General features: G+C 65.5%; 22 protein-coding genes and 2 pseudogenes. 13 read left to right on the forward strand and 11 right to left on the reverse strand.

The window, feature by feature from the left end; genetic code table 11:
• Positions 1-409 precede the first annotated feature (409 nt).
• The 3 genes and pseudogenes from E3D03_RS16275 to E3D03_RS16285 all read right to left on the reverse strand — a co-directional run.
• Positions 410-607 (reverse strand): annotated as a pseudogene (locus E3D03_RS16275) (IS5/IS1182 family transposase); the annotation flags it as partial.
• Positions 608-705: 98 nt separating this feature from the next.
• Positions 706-1,308, reverse strand: a complete 603-nt coding sequence (locus tag E3D03_RS16280) for a GMC family oxidoreductase (RefSeq protein ID WP_318013754.1) — start codon at positions 1,306-1,308, stop codon at positions 706-708.
• 33 nt (positions 1,309-1,341) lie between these two features.
• On the reverse strand, positions 1,342-1,668 hold the full coding sequence (locus E3D03_RS16285) for a hypothetical protein (RefSeq protein ID WP_263567818.1): 327 nt from the start codon (positions 1,666-1,668) through the stop codon (positions 1,342-1,344).
• Between the two features lie 254 nt (positions 1,669-1,922).
• Here E3D03_RS16285 and E3D03_RS16290 point away from each other — a divergent pair, with 254 nt between their 5' ends.
• The 6 genes from E3D03_RS16290 to E3D03_RS16315 all read left to right on the forward strand — a co-directional run bounded on the left by E3D03_RS16290 (position 1,923) and on the right by E3D03_RS16315 (position 8,431).
• Complete coding sequence (locus tag E3D03_RS16290) at positions 1,923-2,705, forward strand: ABC transporter ATP-binding protein (RefSeq protein ID WP_318013755.1); 783 nt, start codon at positions 1,923-1,925, stop codon at positions 2,703-2,705.
• Between the two features lie 71 nt (positions 2,706-2,776).
• On the forward strand, positions 2,777-3,481 hold the full coding sequence (locus E3D03_RS16295; RefSeq protein WP_263567820.1) for an ABC transporter ATP-binding protein: 705 nt from the start codon (positions 2,777-2,779) through the stop codon (positions 3,479-3,481).
• On the forward strand, positions 3,481-5,334 hold the full coding sequence (locus E3D03_RS16300; protein WP_263567821.1) for an AMP-dependent synthetase/ligase: 1,854 nt from the start codon (positions 3,481-3,483) through the stop codon (positions 5,332-5,334). Before E3D03_RS16295 ends, E3D03_RS16300 begins: the two co-directional genes overlap by 1 nt.
• Positions 5,331-6,203, forward strand: a complete 873-nt coding sequence (locus E3D03_RS16305) for a branched-chain amino acid ABC transporter permease (protein ID WP_263567822.1) — start codon at positions 5,331-5,333, stop codon at positions 6,201-6,203. The genes E3D03_RS16300 and E3D03_RS16305 overlap by 4 nt, the downstream gene beginning before the upstream one ends.
• The gene (locus E3D03_RS16310; protein WP_263567823.1) at positions 6,203-7,252 is read left to right on the forward strand and encodes a branched-chain amino acid ABC transporter permease; all 1,050 of its coding nucleotides are present in this window, start codon (positions 6,203-6,205) and stop codon (positions 7,250-7,252) included. Before E3D03_RS16305 ends, E3D03_RS16310 begins: the two co-directional genes overlap by 1 nt.
• A gap of 27 nt (positions 7,253-7,279) precedes the next feature.
• Positions 7,280-8,431 (forward strand): ABC transporter substrate-binding protein, encoded by a 1,152-nt coding sequence (locus E3D03_RS16315; RefSeq protein ID WP_263567824.1) that lies wholly within the window; start codon positions 7,280-7,282, stop codon positions 8,429-8,431.
• 419 nt (positions 8,432-8,850) lie between these two features.
• On the opposite strand, the gene E3D03_RS16320 is transcribed toward E3D03_RS16315, so the two are convergent.
• Positions 8,851-9,750, reverse strand: coding sequence for a LysR substrate-binding domain-containing protein (locus E3D03_RS16320; protein ID WP_263567825.1), 900 nt, complete (start codon positions 9,748-9,750; stop codon positions 8,851-8,853).
• Positions 9,751-9,862: 112 nt separating this feature from the next.
• Between E3D03_RS16320 and E3D03_RS16325 the strand changes: the two genes are divergently transcribed.
• The 3 genes and pseudogenes from E3D03_RS16325 (at position 9,863) to E3D03_RS16335 (ending at position 12,500) form a co-directional block, all read left to right on the forward strand.
• Positions 9,863-11,101 carry an aromatic ring-hydroxylating oxygenase subunit alpha gene (locus E3D03_RS16325; protein ID WP_263567826.1) on the forward strand — a complete coding sequence of 413 codons (1,239 nt, stop codon included), beginning with the start codon at positions 9,863-9,865 and terminating at the stop codon, positions 11,099-11,101.
• A pseudogene (locus E3D03_RS16330) lies at positions 11,098-11,451 on the forward strand (hypothetical protein); the annotation flags it as partial. The gene E3D03_RS16325 and the pseudogene E3D03_RS16330, both read left to right, overlap by 4 nt.
• A 326-nt stretch (positions 11,452-11,777) precedes the next feature.
• The gene (locus E3D03_RS16335) at positions 11,778-12,500 is read left to right on the forward strand and encodes a DUF72 domain-containing protein (protein WP_263567827.1); all 723 of its coding nucleotides are present in this window, start codon (positions 11,778-11,780) and stop codon (positions 12,498-12,500) included.
• Between the two features lie 148 nt (positions 12,501-12,648).
• Here the strand turns inward: E3D03_RS16335 and E3D03_RS16340 are convergent, their stop codons facing one another.
• Together E3D03_RS16340 and E3D03_RS16345 are read right to left on the reverse strand one after the other, a co-directional pair.
• Positions 12,649-13,614, reverse strand: coding sequence for a TIGR03885 family FMN-dependent LLM class oxidoreductase (locus E3D03_RS16340; protein WP_263567828.1), 966 nt, complete (start codon positions 13,612-13,614; stop codon positions 12,649-12,651).
• Positions 13,611-13,994, reverse strand: coding sequence for a sensory rhodopsin transducer (locus E3D03_RS16345; RefSeq protein WP_263567829.1), 384 nt, complete (start codon positions 13,992-13,994; stop codon positions 13,611-13,613). Before E3D03_RS16345 ends, E3D03_RS16340 begins: the two co-directional genes overlap by 4 nt.
• Positions 13,995-14,078: 84 nt before the next feature.
• Between E3D03_RS16345 and E3D03_RS16350 the strand changes: the two genes are divergently transcribed.
• Positions 14,079-15,719, forward strand: coding sequence for an alpha-amylase family protein (locus tag E3D03_RS16350; RefSeq protein ID WP_263567830.1), 1,641 nt, complete (start codon positions 14,079-14,081; stop codon positions 15,717-15,719).
• Between the two features lie 75 nt (positions 15,720-15,794).
• Here the strand turns inward: E3D03_RS16350 and E3D03_RS16355 are convergent, their stop codons facing one another.
• The 4 genes from E3D03_RS16355 to sauS form a co-directional block, all read right to left on the reverse strand.
• Positions 15,795-17,018, reverse strand: coding sequence for a GTP-binding protein (locus tag E3D03_RS16355; RefSeq protein ID WP_263567831.1), 1,224 nt, complete (start codon positions 17,016-17,018; stop codon positions 15,795-15,797).
• Positions 17,019-17,166: 148 nt separating this feature from the next.
• A complete protein-coding gene (locus tag E3D03_RS16360; RefSeq protein ID WP_062563757.1) occupies positions 17,167-18,480 on the reverse strand; it encodes an MFS transporter in 1,314 nt (437 codons plus the stop codon).
• A 156-nt stretch (positions 18,481-18,636) separates the two neighbouring features.
• Positions 18,637-20,163 (reverse strand): AMP-binding protein, encoded by a 1,527-nt coding sequence (locus E3D03_RS16365; RefSeq protein ID WP_263567832.1) that lies wholly within the window; start codon positions 20,161-20,163, stop codon positions 18,637-18,639.
• Complete coding sequence (gene sauS / locus E3D03_RS16370) at positions 20,160-21,569, reverse strand: acylating sulfoacetaldehyde dehydrogenase (protein WP_263567833.1); 1,410 nt, start codon at positions 21,567-21,569, stop codon at positions 20,160-20,162. The genes E3D03_RS16365 and sauS overlap by 4 nt, the downstream gene beginning before the upstream one ends.
• A gap of 206 nt (positions 21,570-21,775) precedes the next feature.
• On the opposite strand from sauS, the gene E3D03_RS16375 reads away from it, so the two are divergent.
• Positions 21,776-22,804: a LacI family DNA-binding transcriptional regulator gene (locus tag E3D03_RS16375; protein WP_263567834.1), complete on the forward strand. Its 1,029-nt coding sequence runs from the start codon at positions 21,776-21,778 to the stop codon at positions 22,802-22,804.
• A 6-nt stretch (positions 22,805-22,810) separates the two neighbouring features.
• On the opposite strand, the gene E3D03_RS16380 is transcribed toward E3D03_RS16375, so the two are convergent.
• Positions 22,811-23,575, reverse strand: coding sequence for an IclR family transcriptional regulator (locus E3D03_RS16380; protein ID WP_263567835.1), 765 nt, complete (start codon positions 23,573-23,575; stop codon positions 22,811-22,813).
• Between the two features lie 220 nt (positions 23,576-23,795).
• Here E3D03_RS16380 and E3D03_RS16385 point away from each other — a divergent pair, with 220 nt between their 5' ends.
• Together E3D03_RS16385 and E3D03_RS16390 are read left to right on the forward strand one after the other, a co-directional pair.
• A complete protein-coding gene (locus E3D03_RS16385) occupies positions 23,796-25,103 on the forward strand; it encodes an MFS transporter (protein WP_263567836.1) in 1,308 nt (435 codons plus the stop codon).
• A 73-nt stretch (positions 25,104-25,176) separates the two neighbouring features.
• On the forward strand, positions 25,177-26,829 hold the full coding sequence (locus E3D03_RS16390; protein WP_263567837.1) for a GMC family oxidoreductase: 1,653 nt from the start codon (positions 25,177-25,179) through the stop codon (positions 26,827-26,829).
• The last annotated feature ends 47 nt before the right edge of the window (positions 26,830-26,876 follow it).

Below are 26,876 nucleotides of genomic sequence, written 5' to 3' on the forward strand. Positions count from 1 at the left end.
CGCTTCTGTTCCTGATCCTGCGGCAGATCCCGGTCTGATCGGCGGCCGACGTCGGGGCTGCGTGCCGACCAAGGCGCTCAGGCGATTCGCGCGCCAGAGGCCCTTTTCCGGGGCTTTCCGTTCGAGATCACGCGGAGAGAGAGATGCTTTCGCGCAACAAGGCCACGGGAAATCTGATCTGTCGGACGGGTAGCCCAGTCTTCGCAGCTATGTCTTCCATGCCACAGCCGGCTTTCAGCATGGGCCGGATCATGACACGATTCTGAACCGCGCCGGGTTTGCCGGAGGCTCCAACTCCTGAGCAGGATGGAGCATCATGAGCAAGACGACGAACAAGTTTTTCCCCTGAAGTGCGTGACCGTGCGGTGCGGCTGGTCCTCGACAATGAGGGGCAGCATGGATCGCGGTGGCTGGCCCGGATCAGCCGCTCCGGTGCGATCGATGGGCGACCCCAGTCGGTGTAAAGCACCTCGAACTCGGCGTCCAAGCTGGCCAGTGCCTCGTTCACCACCTGCCGGATCTGGCGCAGCGGATGCCGTGCCGGGATGCGCGCCTCCAGATCGACATGACTGAACAGCGGCCCGCTTGCTTCGTCTGTCCCGCGCATCTTCACCCGCGCCATTGCCGTTCCAAGGGTGAATCATGTTCCGAATGGTGCGTCGAGGGCCGACTATTTAAGCGCTCCTAGACGAATATCCGATGTCGTCAGACGCGTTCTGCCTGGATCAGGTCACCGGCCCGCGCCGCCAGCATCAGGGTCGCGGCCATCGTATTGCCGGAAACCAGCGTGGGCATGACCGAGGCATCGACAACCCGGAGTTTGCCGAGCCCTCGCACACGAAGCGCCGGATCCACCACCGCCATCGGATCGCCGTCCGGCCCCATCCGCGCGGTGCCGACGGGATGGAAGGTGGTCGATCCGGTCCGATAGCAATAGTCCAGCAATTCGTCGTCGGTCTGGACATCCGGCCCCGGCGTCAGTTCCGCATCGACATAGCGGCGCAAGGCATCGCTTCCCATCAGCCTGCGGGCCAGTTTCAGGCCGGCCAGCATGGTCTGCCGGTCGGTTTCGTCGCCCAGATAGTTCGGCTGGATCTCGGGGTTTACGGAAAGATCGGTCGAAAGGGTCCGCACCTGGCCACGGCTGTTGGGACGATGCTGCCACATGCCACAGGTTATGCCCGGCTCTGTCGCCAACCCTTGCGCGCCATAGCTCGCCGGGAAGAAAATGCCCTGAAGGTCAGGGAAATCCAGTTCGGCGCGCGATTTGGCAAAGATCTGCACAAGTGATGGCGAGAAGAGCGACATCTCCGTGGCCTACGGGATGCAGCGCTTCGACGACTATGCCGGCGCGGCGGACATCGGCGCCAGCTGCCGGCCGGCGCAGCCCAGCGAGACCTCCAGCCGTGCCTCGATCTCGAGGAAGGCGATGCGGCTGTCGCGGTCGGCGATGCTGATCTTGACCTGCGCCGCGGGGCGTCGGCGCAGGAACTGCTGCACCAGATGCGGCCCGCAGTTTCGCGCCGTCGAGACCATCGCCACCCGGACCTGATTGCCAAGCCGGCCCATCTGCTCGATCACATGCACCGCCTCGCGCAGGGTCTCGGCCAGCCGCCCGGCATAGGGGACCGCGACCTCGCGATGCGCCAAGGTCGGATCGCCGATCATCGTCCGTCCGTTCCCTGGCGCTGACCTGGTCGCAGCCGGGAAAAAAATCCCGTGGCAGGTCATGCGGTCCGCGGTGCCCAGAAGCCTGTCTCCACCAGAAAAACTTGACAGGCAAGCGTAATGACAGCTAGCATACTATTAGCTTTGCTCTTTGTGCGATTCTGGGCCGAATCCCGGCTATTGCTACCAAGGAACGACGCTTCGGGGGAGGGGAACAATGCATGTCGAGTACGATGCAAGCGGCTGAACTGGCCGTGGTGAATGCGCAGATATTCTATGATCGCACGGTAGAGGCCGTCAGGGACGTGTCCCTGCTGGTTGCTCCGGGAGAGATCGTCTGTCTGCTGGGTTCCAACGGGGCCGGGAAGAGCACGTTGTTGAAGGCAATCTCGGGGATCATGGGCCCGGAGCGCGGGCTCTTGACCAAGGGAACCATACGCTATGGCGATCTGCCGCTGAACAAGCTGGCTTCCGAGGAGATCGTCAAGGCGGGCATCGGACAGGTGCCGGAGGGGCGCAGGTTGTTTGCAGACCTGACCGTCGAGGAAAACATCCTGATGGGTGGCTATACCTCGTCCGCGGCGGACCGGGCCGCGAGGCTCGAGGAAATCTATCAGTTCTTTCCCGACCTGACGGCGCATCGCCGCAGGGTCGCCGGCTATCTGTCGGGCGGGCAACAGCAGATGGTGGCCATCGGCCGCGCGCTGATGTCGCGGCCGAAACTTCTGATGCTGGACGAGCCCTCGCTGGGGCTGGCGCCCAAGATCGTGTCCACCATCTTCGAGATGATCTCGTTCCTGCGCGACCGCGAGCAACTGTCCATCCTGCTGGTCGAACAGAACGCGAGGATCGCGCTAGAGGTGGCGGACAAGGGATATGTCCTTGAACGGGGGCGCATCGTCTTTGACGGGACGGCGGAGGCGCTGATGGCAAGTTCCGAGATCCAGGAATTCTATCTGGGCGTGGACAAGTCGGCAGACCGCAAGTCCTTCCGCGACCTGAAACACTATCGGCGCAGAAAGAGGTGGCTGTCATGAGCCAGGATCGGCCGATCCTCGAAATCCGGAACCTGGGCAAGAAATTCGGCGGGCTTCAGGCGCTGAACAACGTGACGATCTCTGTGCGCCAAGGGGAAATCGCCAGTTTCATCGGACCGAACGGCGCGGGCAAGACGACGCTTTTCAACATGATCTGCCGTCTCTACCCGCCAAGTTCGGGTGAAATCCTGTACGAGGGCAAGAATCTGCTGCGGTATCGTCCCCATCACCTTCCAACATTGGGAATCGGGCGCACCTTCCAGAACCTGGCCCTGTTCCGGCACGGCACGGTGATCGAAAACCTGCTGGTCGGCATGCACAGCCATCTGAAATCCGGCGTGCTGGATGGGGCATTCTATCTTGGGCCGACCGCGGCCGAAGAATGCCGAGCCCGAGAAGAGGTCGAGCGGATCGTCGAATTCCTCGAGATCGAGGAAATCCGCAACCAGCCGGTTTCGATGCTGCCCTATGGCTTGCAAAAGCGCGTCGAGATGGGGCGCGCCCTGGCGACCAGGCCGCGGCTGCTGCTGCTGGACGAGATGGTCTCGGGGATGAACCAGGAAGAAACCGAAGATATTGCGCGTTTCGTTCTGGATCTGCGCGACGAGCTGGGCCTGACCGTCATTATGATCGAACATGACATGAATGTCGTGATGGATATTTCCGATTCCGTCCACGTGCTGAATTTCGGAACGCCGATCGCGTCCGGCCCGCCCGAAGAGGTCGCGGCCAATCCGGCGGTCATCGACGCATATCTGGGCCAAGGGGCAAGCTGATGAGCCAAGCCATGCTTGCAGCATCCGACACGACATTGCCGCATCTGCTTCAGGAGCGCGCGCGCCGGACGCCGGACGCCGTCGCCATACGCGAAAAGGAGCTCGGCATCTGGAAGCCGACCAGTTGGCGCGGCTATGAACGGCGGGTCAAGGACTTTGCCCTGGTCCTGAAATCCCTTGGTTTTCGCCGGGGCGACCGGCTGGCGATTGCCAGCGACGATACGGCCGAATGGCTGGTTGCTGATATTGCCGTCCAGGCGCTCGGCGGGGTCACGGTCGGCATCTATCCGACCAACCCTTGGCAGGAACTGCAATATATCGTCCAGCATTCGCAAAGCCGGTTCGTGATTTGCGGCGACCAGGAACAGGTCGACAAGGTGCTGGATGCCAGCGCAAATGGCGACGGCCTGCCGCATCTCGAACGCATCATCGTCGTCGATCCGCGGGGGATGCGCAGATACGACGATCCGCGGTTGCTGCGCTGGGGCGATCTGGTTGCACAGGCCGATCATTCCGCTGCCGACCGGCTGTGGAACGAAAGCCTTGCGGCCATTGGACCCGATGACGTCGGGGTCATCGTCTATACTTCGGGCACCACGGGCAAGCCGAAGGGCGCGCAGCTGACCCACCGCAACTTGCTATATTCGGCCGAGGCGCTGGTTCAGACCTATGGACTGAACGCCGACAATTATTCGGTCCTGTGCTATTTGCCGCTCTGCCACGTGGCGGAACGGATCTGTTCGATCAATGTGCATTGCCTCACCGGCGGCACGGTGAATTTCGCGGAATCGATCGACACCATCGACACCAATATCCGCGAAATCGGCCCTACGGTCTTTCTGGGCATGCCCCGCGTCTGGGAAAAGCACCGGCTGCGGGCGCTGATCGGCCTGAACGAAGGAAAACCCTATCAGAAATGGCTTTTCGAGCGGATGTTCGAGCGCATTCGCAAGCGGGTCGAACGCCAGCTCGGTGAGGGCCGGCCGACCTGGCCGGAAACGCTGGGCGAGCGGCTCGAGATGTTTCTGGCCGATGCGACCATCTTTCGGGCAATGAAGCGTCACATGGGACTGGACCACACGGTGGTGCGGATCTGCGGTGGCGCGCCGGTTTCGCCCGAGACGCTGCTTTTCTTTGCCGTCCTGGGCTTGCCGGTCTTCCAGGTCTATGGCCTGACGGAAAGCGGCGGGATCACCTTTATCCAGCATCGCGGCGCAATGCGCGCAGGTGCTGCGGGTGCGCCCATCCGGGGGGTGGAATATCGCCTTGCCGGGGATGGCGAGATCGAGCTGCGCAGCCCGACCGTCTTCAAGGGCTATCTGCACGATGACCAGGCGACCCGCAAGGTCCTGACGCCCGACGGCTGGCTTTCCACCGGCGATATCGCGGAACAGGCCGATGAGCAGGAAATCCGCATCGTTGACCGCAAGAAGGAAATCATCATCACTTCGGGCGGCAAGAATATCGCGCCATCCGAGCTGGAAAACGCGCTGAAGGAATCGATCTATATCCGCGAGGCGATCATTCTGGGCGAGCAGCGTCATTTCGTGGCGGCACTGATTCAGATCAATATCGATTCGGTCGGCAAATGGGCGCAGGACCGTGGCCTTGCCTATACGAATTACCGCTCGCTTTCCCAGCTTCCCGAAGTCTTCGAGCTGATTTCCGACGAGGTGGAACGGGCGAACCGCGCCTTTGCGCGGGTCGAAAGCATCCGCAAGTTCGTCATCCTGGCAAAGGAACTGGACCACGATGACGGAGAACTGACCGCGACCCAGAAGATCAAGCGTTCGTTCATCGAGAAAAAATACGCAGCCGAGATCGACCGGATTTACGGAAAGGAACAGGCATGAGCTATTTTCTCAATCTCGTCTTTGCCGGGTTGACGGTCGGCGCGATCTACGGGTTGCTGGCAATGGGCTATGCGATGATCTTCAAGGTCAGCCGCGTCGTGAACTTTGCCCAGGGCGAGATCATGATGCTGATCGCCTATATGGCCTATACCGCCGCGCTTCATACCGACGGATCGGCGCCGCTGGTGGTGCTGGCGGTTCTGGTGTCCTCGATCGCGGTGGGTTTTCTGATCGAACGCTTCATCGTGCGGCCGATGCTGGGCCAGCCGGTGTTTTCGCTGGTCATGATGACCATCGCCCTTGCCATGCTGATCCGGTCCGTCGCGGCCCTGATCTGGGGGAATTATCCCTATCGTTTTCCCGGCGCGGCGACCACGCAGCCCATCGAAATCGGCGGGGTCTACATGCAGCCGCTGCAACTGCTGCTGCTTGCGGTCTATGCCGCAATCTGCATCGCTGTCTGGGCTTTCCTGCGCTTCAATATCGTGGGGATCGCCATGCGCGCGACGGCGTCCGATTCAACCGTTTCCATGCTGATGGGCGTGCCGGTCACCCGGATCTACCGGACGGCCTGGGTCACCTCGGCCGTGATCGCCGGCATCGCGGGGCTTCTTTTCGCCAATATCAATCACATCGGCCCCGACATGGCGCATATCGGCATCCGCGCCTTTCCGGCGACCATTCTCGGCGGGCTGGATTCGGTCATCGGCTCGGCCATCGGGGGGTTGATCATCGGTATCGTCGAAAGCCTGACCGGCGGCTATATCGCCGCGACCTACAAGGAAATCGCGGGCTTCGTCGTCATTCTCATCATCCTGATGATCCGTCCCTACGGGCTGTTCGGTCAGCGCAATATCGAGAGGGTCTGATGCGCACGAGAACCTACAAGGAAACCTATCGCGGGCTTTCCGGTCTGTTCCCTTATCCGGATACCTGGTTCTGGTATGGCGCATTGCTGGCGGCGCTGATCGCATTGCCCTGGTTGGTGCCCACCTATATCTTCGCCTATGTCACGCTGGTCATGATCGCCGTGATCGGCGCGGTGGGGCTGAACATCGTCACCGGCACGGCGGGACTGATCTCGCTGGGGCAGGTCGGCTTCCTGGCCATCGGTGCATATACCACCGGGATCCTGACGACCACCTATGGCTGGGGCCTGTTTCCTGCCATCCTGGCGTCCGGGCTGGTGTCCATGGGGTCGAGCCTGCTGGTCGGCGTCCCCTCGCTGCGGCTGAAGGGCTTGTATCTGGCGATCACCACGCTCGCCTTTTCGATCATCGTCGTGCATTTCATCAACGATGCCGAGGGGCTGACCGGCGGATCATCGGGCATGGCCGTCAAGCGGCCCGAACTGTTCGGCGTCATCTCGATGCGGTCGCAGATGGCGATGTATTTCCTGTCCCTCGGCGTGGCGGTGCTGGTGATCCTGGGCACGATCAATCTGCTGCGCAGCCGGGTCGGGCGGGCCTGGGCCGCGCTGCACGATTATGACATCGCGGCGATGCTGATGGGGATCAACCTCGTGCGCTACAAGCTGCTGGCCTTTGCCGTCAGCGCCTTCATCGTGGGCATCGCCGGGGCGCTGATGGCGCTGAACATCCGCTATCTGAATACCGACAGCTTCGGCATGATCCTCAGCATCGAGGCGATCGCGATGATCATCGTCGGAGGTCTGGGCAGCGTACGCGGCGCCGTGCTTGGCGCGGTCCTGATCACGCTGTTGCCGGATGTCAGCCGCTGGGCGCTGGCGCAGCTTGGAACCATGAGCAGCACCCTTGCCAGCGGCAGCAGCACCGAAATCAAGGGCATCATCTATGCACTGGTCATCATCCTGTTCCTGCTGCTTGAGCCGGAGGGCATGAACCATCAGTGGAAACGCATCAAGCGGTTCTGGTCGGAATGGCCCTACAGCCGCTGATCCGAAGTGATAACAAGGGAGGAAGTAGTGAGAAAAACCAGTCTTATCTTGGCGCTCGCCATTGCGCTTGGCAGTGGCGCCGCGGTTGCGGAACCCGGCGTCACCGATGCCGAGATCGTGGTCGGCGGTGTCTCGCCGTTTACCGGGCCGGGCGGCCTTCTGGGCTATGCGGGCACCCTGGGAACCCGCCTTGCCGCGGCCGAGATCAACGCGAAAGGCGGCATCAACGGCCGCCAGCTCCGTGTCGTGGTCGAGGATGACGAATATGTGCCGGCCAAATCCGTCCAGGCCCTGCAAAAGCTGATCGATGTCAACGACATCTTCTCGCTCAACATCATCTCCGGCGGCTCTCACGGGCTGGCGATGATGCCGCTGATCGAAGAGGGCAACATCCCGACGATGAATCCGCTGGTGACCACGAACGCCCATTACGACCCCGTTCGCCCCTCGGTGTTCGGTGTCGGCATGAGCTATCAGCAGGGCGCGGCCGAGATCGTCAAGTTCATCGAGGAAAAGCATGGCCCGCAGGTCTGGGGCTCGATCGTGCAGGACGACGAATCCGGCGCGGCCCGCGAACAGGGGCTGGTCGCCCAGCTGGAGGCCGACGGCAAGGAGCCGCCAAAGCTGATGCTGCGCTTCAAGCGCGACCAGACGGATTTCGCGTCCGAGATCATGCGCGCGCGCGAGGCGGGTTTGACCGCCATCATTCTGGGCGGTTTGCCGACGGGCCATGCCTCGATCCTGAAAGAGGCGGCGAAGATCGGCTACAAGCCGCATTTTGCCGCGGCCTGGGTCGATCACATCCCGCCCACCATCGGCCTGTTCGGCACCGAAGGCGACGGCGTTTACATCTATGACTTCGTGCCGACCATGACCGATCCGCAGCTTGAGCCCTTTCTTGCGCTGGCGGCGCAGCATCTGCCCGCGGAGGAACTGCCGAAACTGAACCGCTATGCGGTGATCGCCTATAATGCGCTTCATATCCAGGCGGCGGCGATGAAGGCTTGCGGCGAGGATCTGACGCGCGATTGCGTCAATCAGAAGATCGAGGAAACGCGCGATTTCGACATGGGCGTGATGTCGCCGGTCAGTTTCTCGGCTGACCGTCACCTGTCCGACGTAAAGGGCCACATGCTGCGGATCGACGCCGCGGCCGGTAAATTCGTCCCGGCCGACTGAACGGTGCAGCCCACAGGAAGCGAGGGGTGGGCCGCAACCATGGGCGGCCCACCTTCGATCATCCATGTCGCCTGCTGCCAGCCAAGGCCGACAACGCGGAATTCGAATGGATGCCGAACAGGAAGGGCCCACGGTGCCCACCAGCTTGCTTCATTGGTTCGCCAATCCGAAGTGGTGACCCGCGCGCTTGATTCCCTCTATCAGGGATCTGAGAGGCACCAATGGCGGCGCATCGGTGCCACCGCGACAGCTTGCCTGGCAGGGATGTGCTGAAGAGAGACCAGGGCGCCCTCGACATTGCGAAACAGTGTTCGATCAGTGCTCCCGCAACCACCGTTTCCCGCCGCAGCCGCTCCTGATGCTGGGCGCCAAGGCGGCGCCGGCGCTCCGGACAAGGCGCGCGGGGGGGCGGGCAAGGCTCAGCCCGCCGGCGGCTCGTCGTCGCGATGCGCCATCAGCCAGGCCGCGAAGACCCGGGCCTTCTGGCTGGCACGGGACTGGATCTCCAGCTGGAACGGCTGCGGCGATTCGATGAAATCGCCGACCAGCGGCACCAGCCGCCCCTCGTCGAGATGGCGCCGGACCAGCCGCTCCCAGCCCAGCACGGCGCCGATGTGATCCTCGGCCGCCTGCAGCGCGATCATGTGGTTGTTGACATGGAAATTGCGGCCGTGGCTTTCCGGCAGGCCCAGCTCGCGCAACCAGTCGCGCCAGCCGGTCCAGGACACCTGATCGTGATTCATGTGAATGAGCGGCGCGCGCAGCAGATCCTCGAGCCGGACGATGTTCTCGTCCTGCGCGAACTTGCGGGTGCCCAGCGCGATGATGCGGTCGCGATAAAGCTCATGCACCTCGGCCGGGCCACGCTCGGCCGGACCGTAGCCCACGGCGATGTCGTAGCGTCCGCTGCCGCCCGGCACGTCGCTGACGATCTGCGACACGGTGATGGTCGGATGCACCTTCCAGAACCGGGTGATCTGCGGCGTCAGCCACAGCGCGCTGACCGCCGTCGTGGCGCGGATGGTGACGTCGACCTGCTCGGGCCGGCGCTTGAGCTCGGTCACCGCATCCGAGATGGCCTCGAAGCCGCGTTGCAGCGCCAGGAGCAGGAACGCGCCCTTCTCGGTCAGCTCGACGCCGCGATGCAGCCGGCGGAACAGCGCGCAGCCCAGGTCCCGCTCCAGCGCCTTGACCTGGTGGCTGATGGCGGCCGGGGTCACGTTCAGCTCGGCCGCGGCGGCCTTGAAGCCGGCGTTGCGCGCCGCGGCCTCGAAACAGATCAGCGCCGTCATCGACGAGGTGTCGTATGGCCTGGGCACGGCCTCTCCTTGGCTTAGCTGGCCTAAGCCAGCATGAATTTTTCTGCCGTTGTCAACTGCGACGTTCGGCCGCATGTTTCCGGCCAGAACCTCGCCACCCGGAAAGCCAGCCATGCCCGCAAACCAGCCCAGCATCCAAGAATTGCTTGCCCGCCGCAGCCCCGGCCATGCGCTTGAGCAGCCCTTCTACACCTCGCCCGAGATCTATCAGATCGACCTGGAAACCATCTGGTACCGTGAATGGCTCTATGCCATCCCGGCCTGCCAGCTGGTCAAGGCCGGCAGCTATGCCACGCTGAAGATCGGCGCCTATAACCTGGTCATCGTCAAGGGCCGCGACGGGGAAATCCGCGCCTTCCACAACTCCTGCCGGCATCGCGGCTCGATCGTCTGCAAGGCGCGCGAGGGCCAGGTGGCGAAGCTGGTCTGCCCCTATCACCAATGGACCTACGACCTGGACGGCAAGCTGGTCTGGGCCAGCAACATGGGGCCGGATTTCGACCCGACCCGGCACGGACTGCGGCCGGTCGCCAGCCGCGACCTCAAGGGGCTGATCTATATCTGCCTGGCCGACAACCCGCCGGATTTCGAGGATTTCGCCCGCGCCGCCGAGCCCTATCTGGCGGTCCACGACCTGGCCGGTGCCAAGGTCGCCCACAGCGCCTCGATCATCGAGAAGGGCAACTGGAAGCTGGTCTGGGAAAACAATCGCGAATGCTATCATTGCAGCGGCAACCACCCGGCGCTGTGTCGGTCCTTCCCGCTGGACCCCGAGGTGGCGGGCGTATCGGCCGATGGCTCGATCTCGGCCCGGCTGCAAAGCCACTTCGACGCCTGCGCCGCCTCGGGCGCGCCGGCGCAGTTCCTGCTGAGCGCTGACGGCCAGTTCCGGCTGGCGCGGATGCCGCTGCAGGACACCGCGGTCAGCTACACCATGGACGGCAAGGCGGCGGTGTCGCGCTGGCTGGGCCGGGTCGCCAAGCCCGACGCCGGCTCGCTGCTGGTGTTCCACTATCCCTCGACCTGGAACCATTTCCTGCCGGATCACTCGCTGACCTTCCGCGTCACCCCGATCAGCCCGACCGAAACCGAGGTCACCACCACCTGGCTGGTGCACAAGGACGCGGTCGAGGGCGTGGATTACGATCTGAAGCGCCTGACCGAGGTCTGGATCGCCACCAATGACGAGGATCGCGAGATCGTCGAGACCAACCAGGAAGGCATCTTCTCGCCCGCCTATGTGCCCGGCCCCTATTCGCCGGATTGGGAAAGCGGGGTGATCCAGTTCGTCGACTGGTATGCCGACTGGATGGAACGCGCGCATGCCCCCACGCGCGTGGCGGCCGAATGAACGTGCCGGCGAAACCGCGGCTGGCCTTCTGGACCGATGCCGAGGAACTGGAATGCGCCTCCCTCCTGAAGGAGGCGCCGAACGTCATGACCTTCTGCTTCCAGAGCCCGTCCGGGGTGCTGTTCAACGTCGAGCCCGGGAGGCCCTGACGCTGGAGTAGCCGGTGCCAGGCGGCAGGGTGCATCGGACCTATACCATCTCGTCCTCGCCCTCGCGCCCGTCCGAGATCATCTTCCGCGACGCGCTCGAAAACATGGCGACTCGCCTGCCGGGGCTCGACCTGAAATGGATCGTCGAGGGGACCGGATCCCTACCGGCCCTGGACCGGCTGTCGCGGTGTCTTCAATCAGAGCTGATGCTGGGGCGGATGTCGCGGCGGGCTATATCCTCGCCTGCTGCTCGCGTGCCATCGGCAAGGTCACCATCGATCTGTGAGGGGGCGCCGGGGGTGATGAACCTGCAGTCGGGCCGCCCAGCGCGAGCCCCGAGGGGCGACGCCGCGATGGTCGCCGCAGCACGACGCATCGGCCCGCAGTCCCCTCGCGACACCCCGGCGCAAGCCTTTCGCCGCCGGGCCATGCCGATCCGATGGCGCTCGATGCCGATGCCATGCTAGCTTGGCTGCTGTCCGCCAACCGACAACCTGGCCACCGTCCGCCCGCAGGAAAAGCCGCTCATGTCCATCTTCATCGGAGTTGCCGGCTGGTCGATCCCCTCCGCTTTTGCCGAAAGGTTTCCCCCGGCGGGCACGCATCTTGAACGCTATGGCGCATGCTTTCCGGCCGTCGAGATCAACAGCAGCTTCTATCGGCCGCACCGGCGCACGACATACGAACGCTGGGCGGCAAGTGTGCCGTCGGGGTTCCGTTTCTCGGTCAAGCTGCCGAAGGCGATCACGCATGAGCATCGCCTGAAGGACTGCGCGGCACTGATCGACCGCTTTGCCGAGGAAACCAGCGGCCTGGGCGACAAGCGCGGCCCGATCCTGGTGCAGCTTCCCCCAAGCTTTGCCTATCCCGGCGAAACCGCGGAACGCTTCCTTGATGCCTTGCAGGCCGTGATCAAGGGCGCCGTCGTGCTGGAGCCGAGGCATGCCAGCTGGTTCCAGCCGGAGATCGAGCACATGCTGGAGCAGCGGCGGGTGTCGCGGGTCGCGGCGGACCCCGCCAGGCCGGTCCTGGCCGCACAGCCCGGCGGCTGGGGCGGCGTCGCCTATTTCCGCCTGCACGGCTCGCCGCGGATCTACCAGTCGCTCTATGGACGGGATGCTGTCCAGGACCATGCGAAACATGTCGCTGCGCTGGCCACGCGCGGGCGCGATATCTGGACGATCTATGACAATACCACCTATGGCGCCGCCACGCAGAACGCTCTCGAGCTGATGGACGCTCTTCGGTGAAACTGGCGGTCAGAGCCGGTCGCCGCCCCCGATGCCATGGCAGCGGCGCGTTTCGCAACTCGGCCCGCAGCCGGGACTGGTCGTTCCACCTGATGATGATGCGGGAGGCCGCCACGGTGGCCGCGCGAAAGCCGCCTGGGGCGAGCCACTATCCAACAAGCAGCGGCAGGACGCTTTCGCCGAAGGTGTCGATGAATTCCTGCTGATTGCGGCCCACATTGTGCAGCAGCAGACGATCCACCCCCAGCATGGCGATCTGGTGCAGCCATTCCGCGTGCCGCGCAGGATCGGACGACATCAGCACGCTGGAGGACAGATCCTCGGCCCGCAGGTGGCGGGCAGCATCGTCGAACATGGCGGGCGAGGACAGTTCGGCCGCCACCGACGGCGGCAGCGCATTCGTGCGCCATTGCTCCAAAGCGTTCCGTTCGGCCTCGGCCTCGCTTGCGGCATAGGAAAGATGCGCCTGGACATGCACGGGCCGGCCGGCGCCGGCACCGTCGCGAAAGGCGTCGATGACCGCGCGCAATTTGTCATGCGGCATGGCGATGGTGGCCAGACCATCGGCCCAGCCGCCGGCGCGCCGGGCCGTCTCGGGCGTCAGCGCGGCGGCGAACAGGGCGGGCGGGCGCGCGGGCAAGCTGTAAAGCCGGGCCTCCTCGAGCCGATGAAAGCCGTCTGAGGTGACGCTTTCGCCGCGAAACAGCGCCCTGATGACCGCTACGGCTTCCGCCAGCCGCGCGCTGCGTTCCTGTTTCCCCGGCCAGCCCGCGCCGAAGGGACGCTCGTTCAGCGCCTCGCCGCTGCCCAGGATGACGGTCAACCTGTCGGGAAACATCTCGGCCAGGGTGGCGGCGGCCTGGGCGATCAACAACGGGTGATAGCGCAGGCCGATGGGCGTGGTGACTACGCCGAAAGGCAGGCCGGTGGCCTGCATGGCAGCGCCGAGCCAGGACCAGGCGAAACCCGATTGCCCCTGCCTGGCACTCCAGGGGGCCAGATGATCCGAGGACATCGCGGCATCGAAACCCGCCGACTGAGCCCTCTGCAGCAGATCCAGCAGTTCGGACGGGGCGAACTGCTCATGCGAGGCATGGTATCCGATGCCCGTCATCCCGCCTGACCTTCGCAATAGGCAATGGTGGTCATCAGCGCGTTTTCGGCCTGCCGGCTGTCCAGGCGCGTATGCTGCACGACGATTGGCCGATCCGCGCGGATGACGCAGGCATAGGGCGTGTCGCGGGGAATTTCCTGCGGCGTGTCAAGATCGTTGAAGCGCAGATGCAGCGTGCGGCGGGCCGGCACCTCGACATGATAGGGTCCGACCGGCTCGCGGTCGGTGAAATAGATTATCAGCTCGACCCGCGCGGGCTCATCGCCGCAATTCAGCAGGCAGGCCGCCTCGTGGCTGGTCAACTCGGGCGCCGGGCCATGGCTGACCGAGGGAATATAGCCCTCGGCAATGGCCCAGATCCGCTTTCCGATCGCCTGCATACGGTCCTCCCGGGTTGCTTCACAAGGAACCGCGCTGGTCCTGCTATTGTTCCGTGACTGTTGCAGCGGGCAGAGGGGCGGACCATGCAGGAGCAGTGGTGGAAGCACGCCATCATCTATGGCGTCGACGTGGAACGCTTTTGCGATTCCGACAAGGACGGGATCGGCGATTTTCCCGGCCTTTGCGCCAAGCTGCCCTATCTGGCCAGCCTGGGTTTCGACTGCATATGGCTGTTGCCCTTTTATCCCTCGACCGATCGCGACAACGGCTATGACATCACCGACTATTACCGGGTCGCCCGGAAATACGGCCAGCTGTCCCAGTTCCAGGAATTCGTTCGCCGCGCCGGCGAACAGGGCATCAGGGTCGTCCTGGATCTTGTCGCCCATCACACCTCGGACGAGCATCCCTGGTTCCAGGCCGCGCGCCAGACCAGGGATTCGCCCTATCGCGACCATTACGTCTGGAGCGACCAGCCCCCGAAACCCGCGCCGGGCAAGGGCCGGATCTTTCCCGGCCGGCAGGACTCGGTCTGGACCTTCGACGAGACCGCCCGGGCCTATTATTACCACCGCTTCTACGATTTCCAGCCGACGCTCAACCATCGCAATCCGGCCGTCCTGGACGCGTTGAAGCGCGTCGCGGATTTCTGGCTCAGCTTCGGGATCGCCGGATTCCGCATCGATGCCGCCTCGCATCTGGTCGAGGATCCGCTTGATCCCTCGGGCAAGGGCGATCCGGCGCATCAGGTGCTGCGCGATCTTTACGCCCATATCACGCGGCGCAAGCCCGACGCGATGGTGCTGGGCGAAGTCGACGAAGAGGAGGCCAAGCTGGCCAGTTTCTTCGATGGCGAGCAGTTGAACATGATGTTCAACTTCTTCCTCAACAATTATCTCATGCTCGCCCTGGCGACCGAGACGGCCGCCCCCATCGCCGAGGCGCTGGCCCGCCTGCCGCCCAAGCCCGCAAACGGTCAATGGGCGAATTTCCTGCGCAACCTGGACGAGGCGGATCTTGAACGGCTCGACCCGGGCCAGAAGCAGCAGGTGCTTGACCGCTTCGCACCGCGTGACGACATGCGCATCTTCGGGCGCGGCATCCGGCGGCGGTTGGCGCCCATGCTGGGAAATGCCGCACAGCTGACGATGGCCTACAGCCTGCTGTTCGCCCTGCCCGGCGTGCCGGTGGTCTGCTATGGCGATGAGATCGGCATGGGCGAGGATCTGGCGGCCGAGGGCCGCAATGCCGTCCGCGCACCGATGCAATGGACGGGCGGCCGCAATGGCGGTTTTTCGGCCGCGCGCAAGACGCGGCTGGTGCAGGCCATGGTCGAGGATGGCCCATTCCGCCTGGAAAAGGTCAATGTCGCGGCGCAGGACGGCCAGGACGGCTCGATCCTGGAGCATCTGCGCAAGCTGACGGCGATCCGGCACGGCTGCCTGCATATCGGTCAGCGCGAATGCCGGATCATCGACACGGGCCAGGATTCGGTTCTGGCCCTGGGCTGGCGCACGCCCGAGGAAGATATCCTGACATTGCACAACCTGTCGTCGAAGACGGTCAAGGCGCGGTTTGCGCTCCGCGGCCTGGGAACCGACAAGGCGCCGCAGTCCCTGCTTGGTGCGACCTGCGACGCGCCCGAAGATGATCATATCTCGGTCAGCTTGGCGCCCTATGATTTCCGCTGGCTGCGCTGGCGGCCACTGATGGCGCCGCCGTGAGGGGGAGATGCTGTCGCAGCAGCGCCTGGCAGCGGAGAGGCAGCAAGGGGCGGCCCGTGACCTGGACAAAGACGTTCAGGCGACGCGGCGCTGACCCCATTGCGGAAAGGGATCGGGCAGGCTTGCCCAGTCCTGCGGCGTGAATCCGTCGGCCATGACCAGGGCATCGTCCAGGGCACGGCCGAGCGCCTCGGGGTCCAGGCCCGCACCGATGAACACCAGTTCCTGCCGCCGGTCGCCCCAGGGCTCCACCCAGGTCTTCGCCACCTCGGCCAGGCTGTCGGGATGCGTCGGCCAGCGTTCGCGCGGCACCGAGGCCCACCAGCCGCCCAGCGGCGTGACCGAGGAGACGACGCCGGCCAGGCTGAACTCCACCGCCCAGTCCGGGCGGCTTGCGATCCAGAAATGCCCCTTGGCCCGGATCACGCCGGGCAGGGCGCCATTGAGGACGTCGTGGATCTTGCGCGGATGGAACGGCCGCCGCGCGCGATAGACGAAGGAGGAGATGCCGTATTCTTCAGTCTCCGGCACATGGTCTGCGAAGCCGTAAAGCTCCTTGGCCCACATCGGATGCATGTGCGCCTTGTCAAAGTCAAACAGCCCGGTGTCAAAGATCGCATCGGCCGCGACACGGCCGAAATCTGCCTCGACCAGCTTCGCGTCCGGGTTCAGCGCGCGCACGATCTTGCGCGCCCGGTCCAGCCGCTCGGGGCCGGCATCGGTGGCCTTGTTCAGCACCACCACATCAGCGAATTCGATCTGCTCGGTCAGCAGGTTGACCAAGGTGCGCTCATCCCCGTCGCCCAGGCTTTCGCCGCGTTCGGCGATGAAATCGTCGCTGGCGAAGTCGTTGGTCAGGTTGATCGCATCGACGACCGTGACCATCGTGTCCAGCCGCGCCACATCCGACAGGCTGTCGCCCCTCTCGTCGCGGAAGTCGAAGGTGGCGGCGACCGGCAGCGGCTCGGCGATGCCGGTGCCCTCGATCAGCAGATAGTCGAAGCGGCCCTCCTCGGCCAGCTTGCGCACCCCTTGCAGCAGGTCGTCGCGCAAGGTGCAGCAGATGCAGCCATTGGTCATCTCGACCAGCCTTTCCTCGGCCCGGTTCAGCTGCGCCCCGTCGCGGACCAGGTCGGCGTCGATGTTCACCTCGGACATGTCATTGACGATGACCGCGACGCGGCGGCCCTCGCGGTTGTTCAGGACATGGTTCAAGAGCGTGGTCTTGCCGGCGCCCAGGAAACCGGACAGGACGGTAACGGGCAGGCGCTTGTCGCGGGTGTGCTGGCTGAGTGGCATGGCGTCCTCATGAATGCAATGTTATTACATTTCATGTATAGCCAGGATCACCAGGGCGTGCAATGCCGCTTGTCTGGGCAGGCCCCGATGCGCGCGCCTCGCTTCAGTTGGTAGAACGGGGCCCGCCCGGCAGGCAGGCCCCGTTTCGTCATTTCGACACCGCGCCGGCCAGCTGCGGATCGCATCCGAGACCTTCGTCGTCATCGGCGGGATCGTCGCGGAACGGGCGGTCGGGGCGGATCAGCAGCGCGCAGGCCGCGCCCACCAGCAGCAGGACCAGCGAGGCCGCGAAGGGCAGGTCCCAGCGCCCGGTCAGGTCGATGATCAACCCGAAGACGATGGGCGAGATCATCCCGGCCAGCCCGAAGCCGAAGTTCATGAAGCCGCTGGCGGTGCCGGAATATTGCGGCGCGATATCCATCGGCGTGGCCCAGATCGGCGCCACGATCAGCTCGGCAAAGAAGAAGGCTGCGCTGAGGCTGATCGCCACCGTCACCAGGTCGGTCGAGAACATCACCGGCAGCATGCAGGCGAAGGCGCCAAGGAAGCCCAGGATGATGACGCTGATCCGCGCCAAGGCGACATTGCCGGTGCGGCGCAGGATGCCGTCGCTGAGCCAGCCGCCCGCCAGGTCGCCCACCACCCCGGCCAGAAAGACGCCGGCCGCGAAGATGGCGGATTTCTTCAGGTCCAGCTCGTGCTGGTGCAGGAAATAGGACGGGATCCAGTTCAGGAACAGCCACAGCGTCCAGCCGTAGCAGAAATCGGTGATCGTCACCGGCAGCATGCGCCGCAGCAGCCGGCCCCAGGGCAGGGTCTTGCGCTCGCCCACGATCTTCTGGTCGGGCAGGGTCTCCAGTTCCTGGGGCGTGATGCCCTTGTGGCTGCGCGGATCGTCGCGGAAATACCACCACCACAGCCCCACCCACAGGAAGCTGATCAGGCCGACGATGATGAAGGCATGCCGCCAGGACAGCGCGATGACCAGAAAGGCGATCAGCGGCGGGGTCAGCGCATTGCCGAAACGGGCGAAGGCATGGGTGATGCCCTGCGCGAAGCCGCGCTTCTCGGCCGGCATCCAGTTCGACAGCGCCCGGGTGGCGGTCGGGAAAGCCGAGCCCTCGCCCATGCCCAGAAGCACACGCGCGATGATCAGCGAGACCGCGCCCTCGACGAAGCCGATCATCACCGTCGCGGTCGACCAGACCGTGCCGCAGATGATCAGCGTCTTGTGCGGCCCCAGCCGGTCGCCCAGGCGGCCGCCGAGGATCTGGAACAGCGCATAGGGATAGGCGAAAGCGGAAAACGCCAGTCCCAGCTCGAAATTCGTCAGGCCCAGTTCGGCCTGCATGGCGGGGGCGGCGGTGCTGATGTTGACCCGGTCGATATAGGTGACCAGATACATCAGGCAGATGACGAACAGAACGCGGTCCGTCGTCCTGAAGCGGGTAAGCCTTAGCATGTCTCCTCCCTGGATTATGCTGGATGTGTTGGCACGTCCGTTTGCGGCCCGTCGCGCGATCCCCTGTTGAAGCCCCGTCCTCCTCCGACGGGTCTTCGGGCTTCTGGCGCCGGGCCGGGCTTCTGGAAAATGGGTCTCCTTCCTGCCCTGGGGGCGCTATTGCGTCAGTTGCGCCAGCTTCAGGCGCTGGATCTTGCCCGAGGGGCCCTTGGGCAGCTCGGCCAGCAGGTGGATCACCTCGGGCGACTTGAACGCCCCCAGCCGCTGCTGGCAGATCGAGATCAGCTCGGGCGGCTGCAGCGCCGAGCCGGGGCGCAGGGTGACGGCCGCCTCGACCCGCTCGCCATAGCGGGCGCATTTGCGGGCGAAGGCCGCGGCCTCGATCACGTCGGGATGGGTATAGAGCGCCTCGTCGATCTCGCGCGGGGCGATGTTCTCGCCGCCCTTGATGATCAGCTCCTTCAGGCGGCCGGTGACGAAGACGTAACCCTCCGCGTCCATCCGGCCCAGGTCGCCGGTGCGCAGCCAGCCGTCCGCGGTCAGCGCGGCGGCACTCGCGACCGGGTCGCCCAGATAGCCGCGCATGACATTGGCGCCGCGCACGGCGATCTCGCCCTCGGCTCCGGGTGGCAGCGGGCGCAGGTCGGGCGACAGGATCGCGACCTGATTGCCCACCGCCCGGCCGGGCGAGCCGATCTTGCGCGGACCCGGCGGCAGCGGGTTCGACAGGATCTGCGCCGCGGTCTCGGTCAGGCCCATGGTCTCGACGATGGGAATGCCGAAGCGGCGCTCGAAGCCCGCCTGCACCTCGGGCGCCAGCGCCGCCGAGGCCGAGCGGCCGAAGCGCAGCCGCGCCCGGGCCTCGGGCGACGGTTCGCCCTCGCCATGCAGCAGATGCGAGATGATCGTCGGCACGACCGAGAACCAGCTGGCCCCGTGCCGTTCGCAACTGGCCCAGAACTGGCTGGCCGAGAAGCGCTCGCAGACCACCACCGAGCCGCCCGAGAGCAGCGGCGCCAGGATGGTCACGCAGAGCCCGTTGATGTGATAGATCGGCAGCACGCAGATCGCCCGGTCCTCGGGGCAGAGCTCATGCGCCAGGGCGGTGGTCCAGCCGCCGGCCAGCAGGCTGGCATGGCTGTGCAGCACGCCCTTGGGCCGGCCGGTGGTGCCCGAGGTATACATCAGCAGCGCGTCATGCCCGGCGCCATGCGGATGCGGCGCCGCCGGTTCGCAGCCGGCGGGCCAGCGGAAGCCGTCCCCGGCCTCGATGACCATGGGCTCGGCGGGATGGGCGGCCAGCGCGCTGTCGAGCAGCCCGCGCTGGCCCGGATCCAGCAGCAGCGCTCGGGCGCCCGAATGCGACAGCGCATAGCCGACGGCCTCGGCCCCGGCGACCAGGTTGATCATCGTGGCGCGAAAGCCGCCGTAGAGCACGCCGAACAGGCCCAGCACCGCATTGCGGCCATTGGGCATCATCAGCGCCACGCTGTCGCCGCAGGACAGCCCCAGTCCGGCCAGGTGCCCGGCGATGCGGGCGGCCTCGCCCTGCAACTCGCGCCAGGTCAGCGCGCCGCCGTCGCCGGGGAAGATGTGGCTGATGGTATCGCCCCGCTCGGCGGCGCGGATGTCGAGCCAGTCGCGGACGGTGCCTTGCGGCGGGTGGTGCGGGTCCAGCCTCATTGCCCGACCTCCTGCCAGTAATCGCCGAAGATCTCGTCCAGCGCCGGCTCGCGCGGCGGGATCGGGCGCACGACGCGGGTGCGCTGCATGAAATGCCGCCAGTTCAGGTTGGCGTCGATGGTATTGCCGCCCCAGCTGCCGCAGCCCATCGAGAGCGAGAAGGGCAGGCCGTTGTCGAAGGCGCCGCCGGTGGCGAAGCAATGCGCCTGGTTGACGATGACCCGGCAGACCGGCAATTCGCGGCCCAGCCAGATCGGGCGGCCGGTGTCGCGCGAATGCAGCCCGACCGAATGGCCGGCGCCCTGATGCAGCAGGATGCGCCGCGCCAGCTCGGCCGCATGGCCGAAATCGCGGGCGCGATAGAGTGCGGCGATGCGGCTGAGCTTTTCGCCCGACAGCGGATGATCGGGGCCGATGCCCTCGGTCTCGACCGCGATCAGCCGGGTGCCGGGCGGGATCTTACCGGCCAGCCCCAGCTTGTCGATCATCACCTCGGCATCCTGGGCGATGATCTCGCGGTTCATGTGCCCGTCCTGCCAGAGCCGGGCGACGATTCCCGGCGCCTCGGACGGCGGCAGCACCGCGCCGCCCTCGGCCGCCAGCGCGGCCAGGAAGGCGTCATAGACCGCATCGACTACGATCAGCGCGTTTTCCGACGAGCAGGAGGTGGCGTTGTCGAAGGTCTTCGAGGCGGCGATCTTGCCGGCCGCCGCCGCCAGGTCGGCGGTCTCGTCCACGATCACCGCGACATTGCCGGCGCCGACGCCGATGGCGGGGGTGCCGCTTTCATAGGCGCGGCGCACGTTGTCCTGGCTGCCGGTCACCACCACCAGGTCGGCGGTCTCCAGCAGGCGCTGGGTCTTGGCCTTGCTGCCCTGGCCGGGCAGCATCTGCACCAGGTCGCGATCCTCGCCGATGCGGTCGAATTCGGCATGGATGAAGCCCAGCAGCATCTCGCAGCAGGCCACGCCCTTGGGCGAGGGCGACAGCAGGATGGCATTGCCGCATTTCAGCGCGTTGATGATGTTGTTCGCCGGCGTCGCCGCCGGGTTGGTCGAGGGCACCACCGCGCCGATCACGCCGATGGGCCGGGCGATCTCGGTGATGCCGGTCTCGGGGTCGTCGGACAGGATGCCATGCGTGGCCACGCCGCGGATGTCGCGCAAAAGGCCCAGGGTCTTGCGGTGGTTCTTGACGATCTTGTCGGCGACATTGCCAAGCCCGGTGCTGCGGACCGCCAGCTCGGCCAGTTGCCGGTTGCGCTCGGGCTGCATGATGGCCCAGCCGGCGGCCAGGGCGGCGCGGTCATAGCGGCCCTGGCTGCCCCGCGCCTCGTATCCGGCCTGCGCGCTGCGCGCCCGCGCCATCGCCGCGTCGACCGAGAGAATATCGTTCGAGATGTTCATACCTGTCACTTGCTCCGGTTCCCGGCAGGATGCCCGCCGGGAAGGTGAATGGATCAGCGGCCCGGGAAACCGGGTCTCACCATGTCTGCAATGTTGGTCTGGCACGGCCTCCTCTTGCCGTGATCTTCGACCTTAGGCGATGAAAACAGTCTTGCAAATGTTTTCATGAATTCTCATCATACGGTCAGATATGTCAGGAAAGTCGCGTGATTAAGCCCGATATTGTTTTCGTCGCAAAGCTTGCAGGCGTTTCACCGGCCACGGTGTCGCGGGTGATGAATCACCCCGACCTGGTGCATCCGGCGACGCGCAGGAAGGTCGAGCTGGCGGTCGAGAAATCCGGCTATATCCGCAACCGCGCCGCCCAGGCCATGCATGGCCGGCGCAGCGCCACCATCGGGCTGGTGGTGCCGACCGTCGCCAACACCATCTTCGCCGAGGTGGTGCAGGCCTTCAACGACACGGTCAGCGCGCAGGGCTTCACCCTGCTGCTGGCCTCGCATGGCTATGACCTGGACAGCGAATACCGGCTGGTCCGCAAGCTGCTGGAGCACCGCGTCGATGCGCTGGCGGTGGTCGGACTGGACCACAGCGCCGGCACCTTCCGGCTGATCGCGGAGCAGCGGGTGCCGCTGCTGGCGCTGTGGAACTATCTGGCGGATTCGCCGCTGCCCTGCGTCGGCGTCGACAATCGCGAGGCGGGGCGGCTGGCGGCCGAGCATCTGGTGGCGCTGGGGCATCGCCGCATCGGCATGGTCTTTCCCGCCACCTTCGACAACGACCGGGCGCGGGACCGCAAGACGGCGGCGACGGCGGTGTTCCGCGCCGCCGGCATCGCCTTGCAGGAGCGCTGGCAGGTCGAGGTGCCCTATAGCATCGCCCAGGCCAAGGCCGCCTGCCTGGACCTGCTGGCCGGCGAGGACCGGCCGAGCGCCTTGCTTTGCGCCAATGACGTGATCGCGCAGGGGGCGATCTACGCGGCGGCCCGGCTGGGGATCGCGGTTCCCGCCAGCCTGTCGGTGATCGGCATCGGCGATTTCGCCGGCTCGGCGCAGATGGAGCCGGCGCTGACCACGGTGCGGATCCCGGCGCAGCAGGTCGGCATCGCGGCCGGACAGGCCATCGTCACGGCGATCGGGCGCCCGGATGCCGATTTCATGATCCGCAGCCGCGTCGAGCTGGAGCTGATCATGCGCGCCAGCACCGGCATCGCGGCCGAGATGATCCGGCCCTGACGCCCCTCACATCAGCTCGGCCAGTTCCTCGGCCGCCGCGCGCAGGTCGGGCAGGTATTTCAGCCCCTCGGCCAGGGTCAGCCGCTGCACCGGGGCGTGGAAGGACACGGTGGCGATCAACTGCCCGGAACGGTCCAGCACCGGCACGGCCATGGCGATCATGCCGGGCACGAATTCCCCGGTATCGGTCGAATAGCCCTGCTGCCGGATCTGGCGCAGCTCGTCGCGCAGCCGGTCCGGATCGGTCAGCGTCTGCGCCGTATAGGCATGAAGTTCGGCGCGTTTCAGATAGCGTTCCAGCTTGCCGTCGTCGATCTGCGACAGGGCAAGCTTCCCCGCCGCCGTGGCATGCAGCGGCACGCGCGAGCCGATGTGAAGCTGGATGCGCAGCGGCCAATGCGTCTCGACCCGGTCGATGTAGAGCATCGCATCGCCCTCCGGGATCGACAGGTTGCAGGTCTCGCCCAGGCGCTGGTTCAGCCGAATCAACACGTCGCGCTGCGGCAGGTCCTGGTGCCAGAAGCGGATGACGCCCTGCATCATCTGCCGCAGCTTCGGGCCCGGCTGGTAGCTGCGCCCGTCGATATGGCGGGTCAGGAAGCCCTCGGCTTCCAGATTGCCGACCAGCCGGTGGATGGTCGGCACCGGCAGGTTCAGCGAGGCATTGATCTCGGTCGCGGTCAGGGGCCGCCCCTCGCTGGCAAGAACTTCAAGAATCTGCAGATTCCGAAAGCTTGGCGGCAGGGCGGACTTGTCCTGAAGGCGCGTCATGATCGGTTCTTCCGTCGTTTCTCGGGCCGACTCTACATGGTTGCCGGCGCCGCTCCAACCGCCCGGCGCGCAGGCTGAAATTACAAAAATGAGAGTCTAGCTATCAAAAATGCTTTGACATGGCTCGGCAGCATGAGGCAACGTCCGCTTGCCGGCAAAAGGAGGATTTGCCGGGAACAGCTGAACAATCGAACAACGCTGCAGCATCAGGGAGGATGTCATGGCGGTCATAGCCGCTGGCGCCAACACGGTTGGCGACCGGGAAAACGACGTCAAGAAGGTCGTATTCGCAAGCCTCGTGGGATCGACCATCGAATGGTACGATTTCTTTCTTTACGGCGTCGTCGCCGGCATCGTCTTCAACAAGCTGTATTTTCCGGCGGACGACCCGACGATTTCGGTGCTGCTGGCCTATGCCACCTTCGCGGTGGGCTTCGTGGCGCGCCCGCTGGGCGGCGTCATCTTCGGCCATTTCGGCGACCGCATCGGCCGCAAGACCATGCTGGTCATCACGCTGCTCTTGATGGGCGGCGCGACGGTGCTGATCGGCCTCTTGCCGACCTATGACCAGATCGGCATCCTGGCGCCGATCCTGCTGTTGCTGCTGCGCGTGGCGCAGGGCATCGGCATCGGCGGCGAATGGGGCGGGGCGGTGCTGATGGCCTATGAATTCGCGCCCGAGAACAAGCGCGGCTTCTATGCCTCGATCCCGCAGATCGGCCTGTCGCTGGGCCTGTTCATGGCCTCGGGCGTGATGGCGCTCTTGACCATGATGCCGGACGAGTCCTTCATGGCTTGGGGTTGGCGCGCGGCCTTCGTCGCCTCGATCATCCTGGTCGTGCTGGGCACCTGGATCCGCAGCAATATCGGCGAAAGCCCCGAGTTCAAGAAGGCCAAGGCGGAATCGCGGGCCAAGGACCAAGGCCTGCCCTTCGTGGACATGCTGAAGCGCTATCCGGCCAATATCGTGCTGGGCATGGGCGCGCGCTATATCGACGGCGTGTTCTTCAACGTCTTCGCGGTGTTCTCGATCCTCTACCTGACGAAATACGTCGGGCTCGAGCGGACCTTCGCGCTGTGGACGGTCTGCGGTGCCGCCATCGTCATGGTGGTCTGCATCCCGTTCTTCGGCCGGCTTTCGGACCGGATCGGGCGGCCGCGCACCTATGCCATCGGCTCGCTTCTGCTGGCGCTGAGCGTGTTCCCGGCCTTCGCGCTGATGTCCACCGGCGATCCGCTGCTGGTGATCCTGGGCATCGCGCTGCCCTTCGGCATCGTCTACCCGATGTGCTACGGCCCCGAGGCGGCGCTGTTCGCGGACCTCTTCGATCCCAGCGTGCGCTATACCGGCGTGTCCTTCGTCTATCAGTTCTCGGGCATCTTCGCCTCGGGGATCACGCCGATGATCGCGACGGCGCTGATGGCCGCGAACGACAACGACCCGTTCTGGCTGTGCGCCTATGTCGTTTTCGCCGCGCTGGTCTCGTTCGTCTGCGCCGTGCTGATCGGCCGCCGCGAGCGCGGCTAGAGCCTTGCCGGGCGGCAGCCCCGCCCGGTTTTCCTTCCCGAACCATGGGCGCGAGCCCGCAAAGGATGCCAAGATGAGCCAAGCATCAGACCTCGCGGATTACGTCATCGTCGGCGCCGGATCGGCCGGCTGCGTGGTCGCGAACCAGCTTTCCGCCGATCCCGCGATCCGCGTCACCCTGCTGGAAGCCGGCAACCGCGACTCGAGCCCCTGGATCCATATCCCGGTCGGCTATTTCCGCACCATGCACAACCCGGACTTCGATTGGTGCTACGAGACCGAGCCCGACCCGGGCCTGAACGGCCGCTCGCTGCACTGGCCGCGCGGCAAGGTGCTGGGCGGGTCCTCGTCGCTGAACGGGCTGCTCTACGTCCGCGGCCAGCGCGAGGATTACGACCGCTGGGCGCAGATGGGCAACGAGGGCTGGTCCTGGCGCGAGGTCGGCCCGCTGTTTCAGGAACTGGAAACCTTCCAGCGCGGCGAGGGCGAGGGGCGCGGCAGGCATGGGCCCTTGCAGGTCTCGGATCCGCGCCTGCGCCGCCGCATCTGCGAATTGTGGATCGAGGCCGCCAAGGCCAACGGCATCCCCTACAACCCCGATTACAACGGCCCGGTGCAGGACGGCGTCGGCCATTTCCAGCTGACCGTGAACAAGGGCCGGCGCTGCTCTTCGGCGGCCGCCTTCCTGAAGCCGATCCGCCATCGGCAGAACCTGGAGGTGGTCACCAAGGCCCAGGTGCGCCGCGTGGTGATCGAGGACGGCCGCGCCACCGGGGTCGAGATCCGGCGCCCCGACGGCAGCCATCAGGTGATCCGCGCCGCGCGCGAGGTGATCCTGTGTGCCGGCGCCATCGGCTCGCCGCAGATCCTGATGCTCTCGGGCGTGGGCGATGCCGCGCATCTGCGCGACCACGGCATCGCGGTCGCCCAGGACGCACCCGAGGTCGGCCGCAACCTGCAGGACCATCTCCAGGCCCGGCTGGTGTTCAAATGCCGCGAGGGGACGCTGAATGACGAGGTGCGCAGCCTGATGAACAAGGCGCGGATCGGGCTGGAATACGCGCTGTTCCGCAGCGGTCCGATGACCATGGCGGCCAGCCTGGTCTTCGGCTTCCTGCGCACCCGGCCCGGCCTCGCGACGCCCGACATCCAGTTCCACATCCAGCCCTGGTCGGCCGACAGCCCCGGCGAAGGGGTGCACCCCTTCTCGGCCTTCACGCAATCGGTCTGCCAGCTGCGCCCGGAAAGCCGCGGCACCATCACGCTGCGCTCGGCCGATCCGCTGGTCGCGCCGCTGATCGAGCCGAACTACCTGGCCACCCAGACCGACCGCGACACCTTGGTCGCCGGCATCGAGATCGCCCGCAAGTTCGCGCGCACCGAGCCGCTGAAATCCGCCATCTCCGAGGAGTTCCGGCCGGCCGCCGACGTGCAGGGCCATGACGAGGTGCTGGCCTGGGCGCGGATGAACTCGACCACGATCTACCACCCGACCGGCACCTGCCGCATGGGCGCGGACGCGCGCGCCGTGGTGGACCCGCGCCTGCGGGTGCGCGGCATCCGCGGCCTGCGGGTGGCCGATTGCTCGATCATGCCCGAGATCGTCTCGGGCAACACCAATGCGCCCGCGATGATGATCGGCGCCAAGCTGGCGCGCATGGTCCTTGATGACCGTCGCGCCGAAGCCGGCGCGGGACCCCGCGCCGGTATCGACAAAGCTGCCTGAAGGACGAGGAAACAGCCATGAGAATGACCACTGAGGAAGCCTTTATC

This window comes from Paracoccus sp. DMF (assembly GCF_004407025.1).
Classification (GTDB): Bacteria; Pseudomonadota; Alphaproteobacteria; order Rhodobacterales; family Rhodobacteraceae; genus Paracoccus; species Paracoccus aminovorans_B.

Bases quoted from the DNA above. Each gene is read 5' to 3' on its own strand.
- E3D03_RS16385 (WP_263567836.1), top strand. From the start codon at position 23,796: ATGGCGGTCATAGCCGCTGGCGCCAACACGGTTGGCGACCGGGAAAAC.
- E3D03_RS16380 (WP_263567835.1), bottom strand. From the start codon at position 23,575: ATGACGCGCCTTCAGGACAAGTCCGCCCTGCCGCCAAGCTTTCGGAAT.
- E3D03_RS16305 (WP_263567822.1), top strand. From the start codon at position 5,331: ATGAGCTATTTTCTCAATCTCGTCTTTGCCGGGTTGACGGTCGGCGCG.
- E3D03_RS16310 (WP_263567823.1), top strand. From the start codon at position 6,203: ATGCGCACGAGAACCTACAAGGAAACCTATCGCGGGCTTTCCGGTCTG.
- E3D03_RS16345 (WP_263567829.1), bottom strand. From the start codon at position 13,994: ATGCAGGCGATCGGAAAGCGGATCTGGGCCATTGCCGAGGGCTATATT.
- E3D03_RS16285 (WP_263567818.1), bottom strand. From the start codon at position 1,668: ATGATCGGCGATCCGACCTTGGCGCATCGCGAGGTCGCGGTCCCCTAT.
- E3D03_RS16280 (WP_318013754.1), bottom strand. From the start codon at position 1,308: ATGTCGCTCTTCTCGCCATCACTTGTGCAGATCTTTGCCAAATCGCGC.
- E3D03_RS16390 (WP_263567837.1), top strand. From the start codon at position 25,177: ATGAGCCAAGCATCAGACCTCGCGGATTACGTCATCGTCGGCGCCGGA.
- sauS (WP_263567833.1), bottom strand. From the start codon at position 21,569: ATGAACATCTCGAACGATATTCTCTCGGTCGACGCGGCGATGGCGCGG.
- E3D03_RS16325 (WP_263567826.1), top strand. From the start codon at position 9,863: ATGCCCGCAAACCAGCCCAGCATCCAAGAATTGCTTGCCCGCCGCAGC.
- E3D03_RS16300 (WP_263567821.1), top strand. From the start codon at position 3,481: ATGAGCCAAGCCATGCTTGCAGCATCCGACACGACATTGCCGCATCTG.
- E3D03_RS16350 (WP_263567830.1), top strand. From the start codon at position 14,079: ATGCAGGAGCAGTGGTGGAAGCACGCCATCATCTATGGCGTCGACGTG.
- E3D03_RS16365 (WP_263567832.1), bottom strand. From the start codon at position 20,163: ATGAGGCTGGACCCGCACCACCCGCCGCAAGGCACCGTCCGCGACTGG.
- E3D03_RS16355 (WP_263567831.1), bottom strand. From the start codon at position 17,018: ATGCCACTCAGCCAGCACACCCGCGACAAGCGCCTGCCCGTTACCGTC.
- E3D03_RS16360 (WP_062563757.1), bottom strand. From the start codon at position 18,480: ATGCTAAGGCTTACCCGCTTCAGGACGACGGACCGCGTTCTGTTCGTC.
- E3D03_RS16340 (WP_263567828.1), bottom strand. From the start codon at position 13,614: ATGACGGGCATCGGATACCATGCCTCGCATGAGCAGTTCGCCCCGTCC.
- E3D03_RS16335 (WP_263567827.1), top strand. From the start codon at position 11,778: ATGTCCATCTTCATCGGAGTTGCCGGCTGGTCGATCCCCTCCGCTTTT.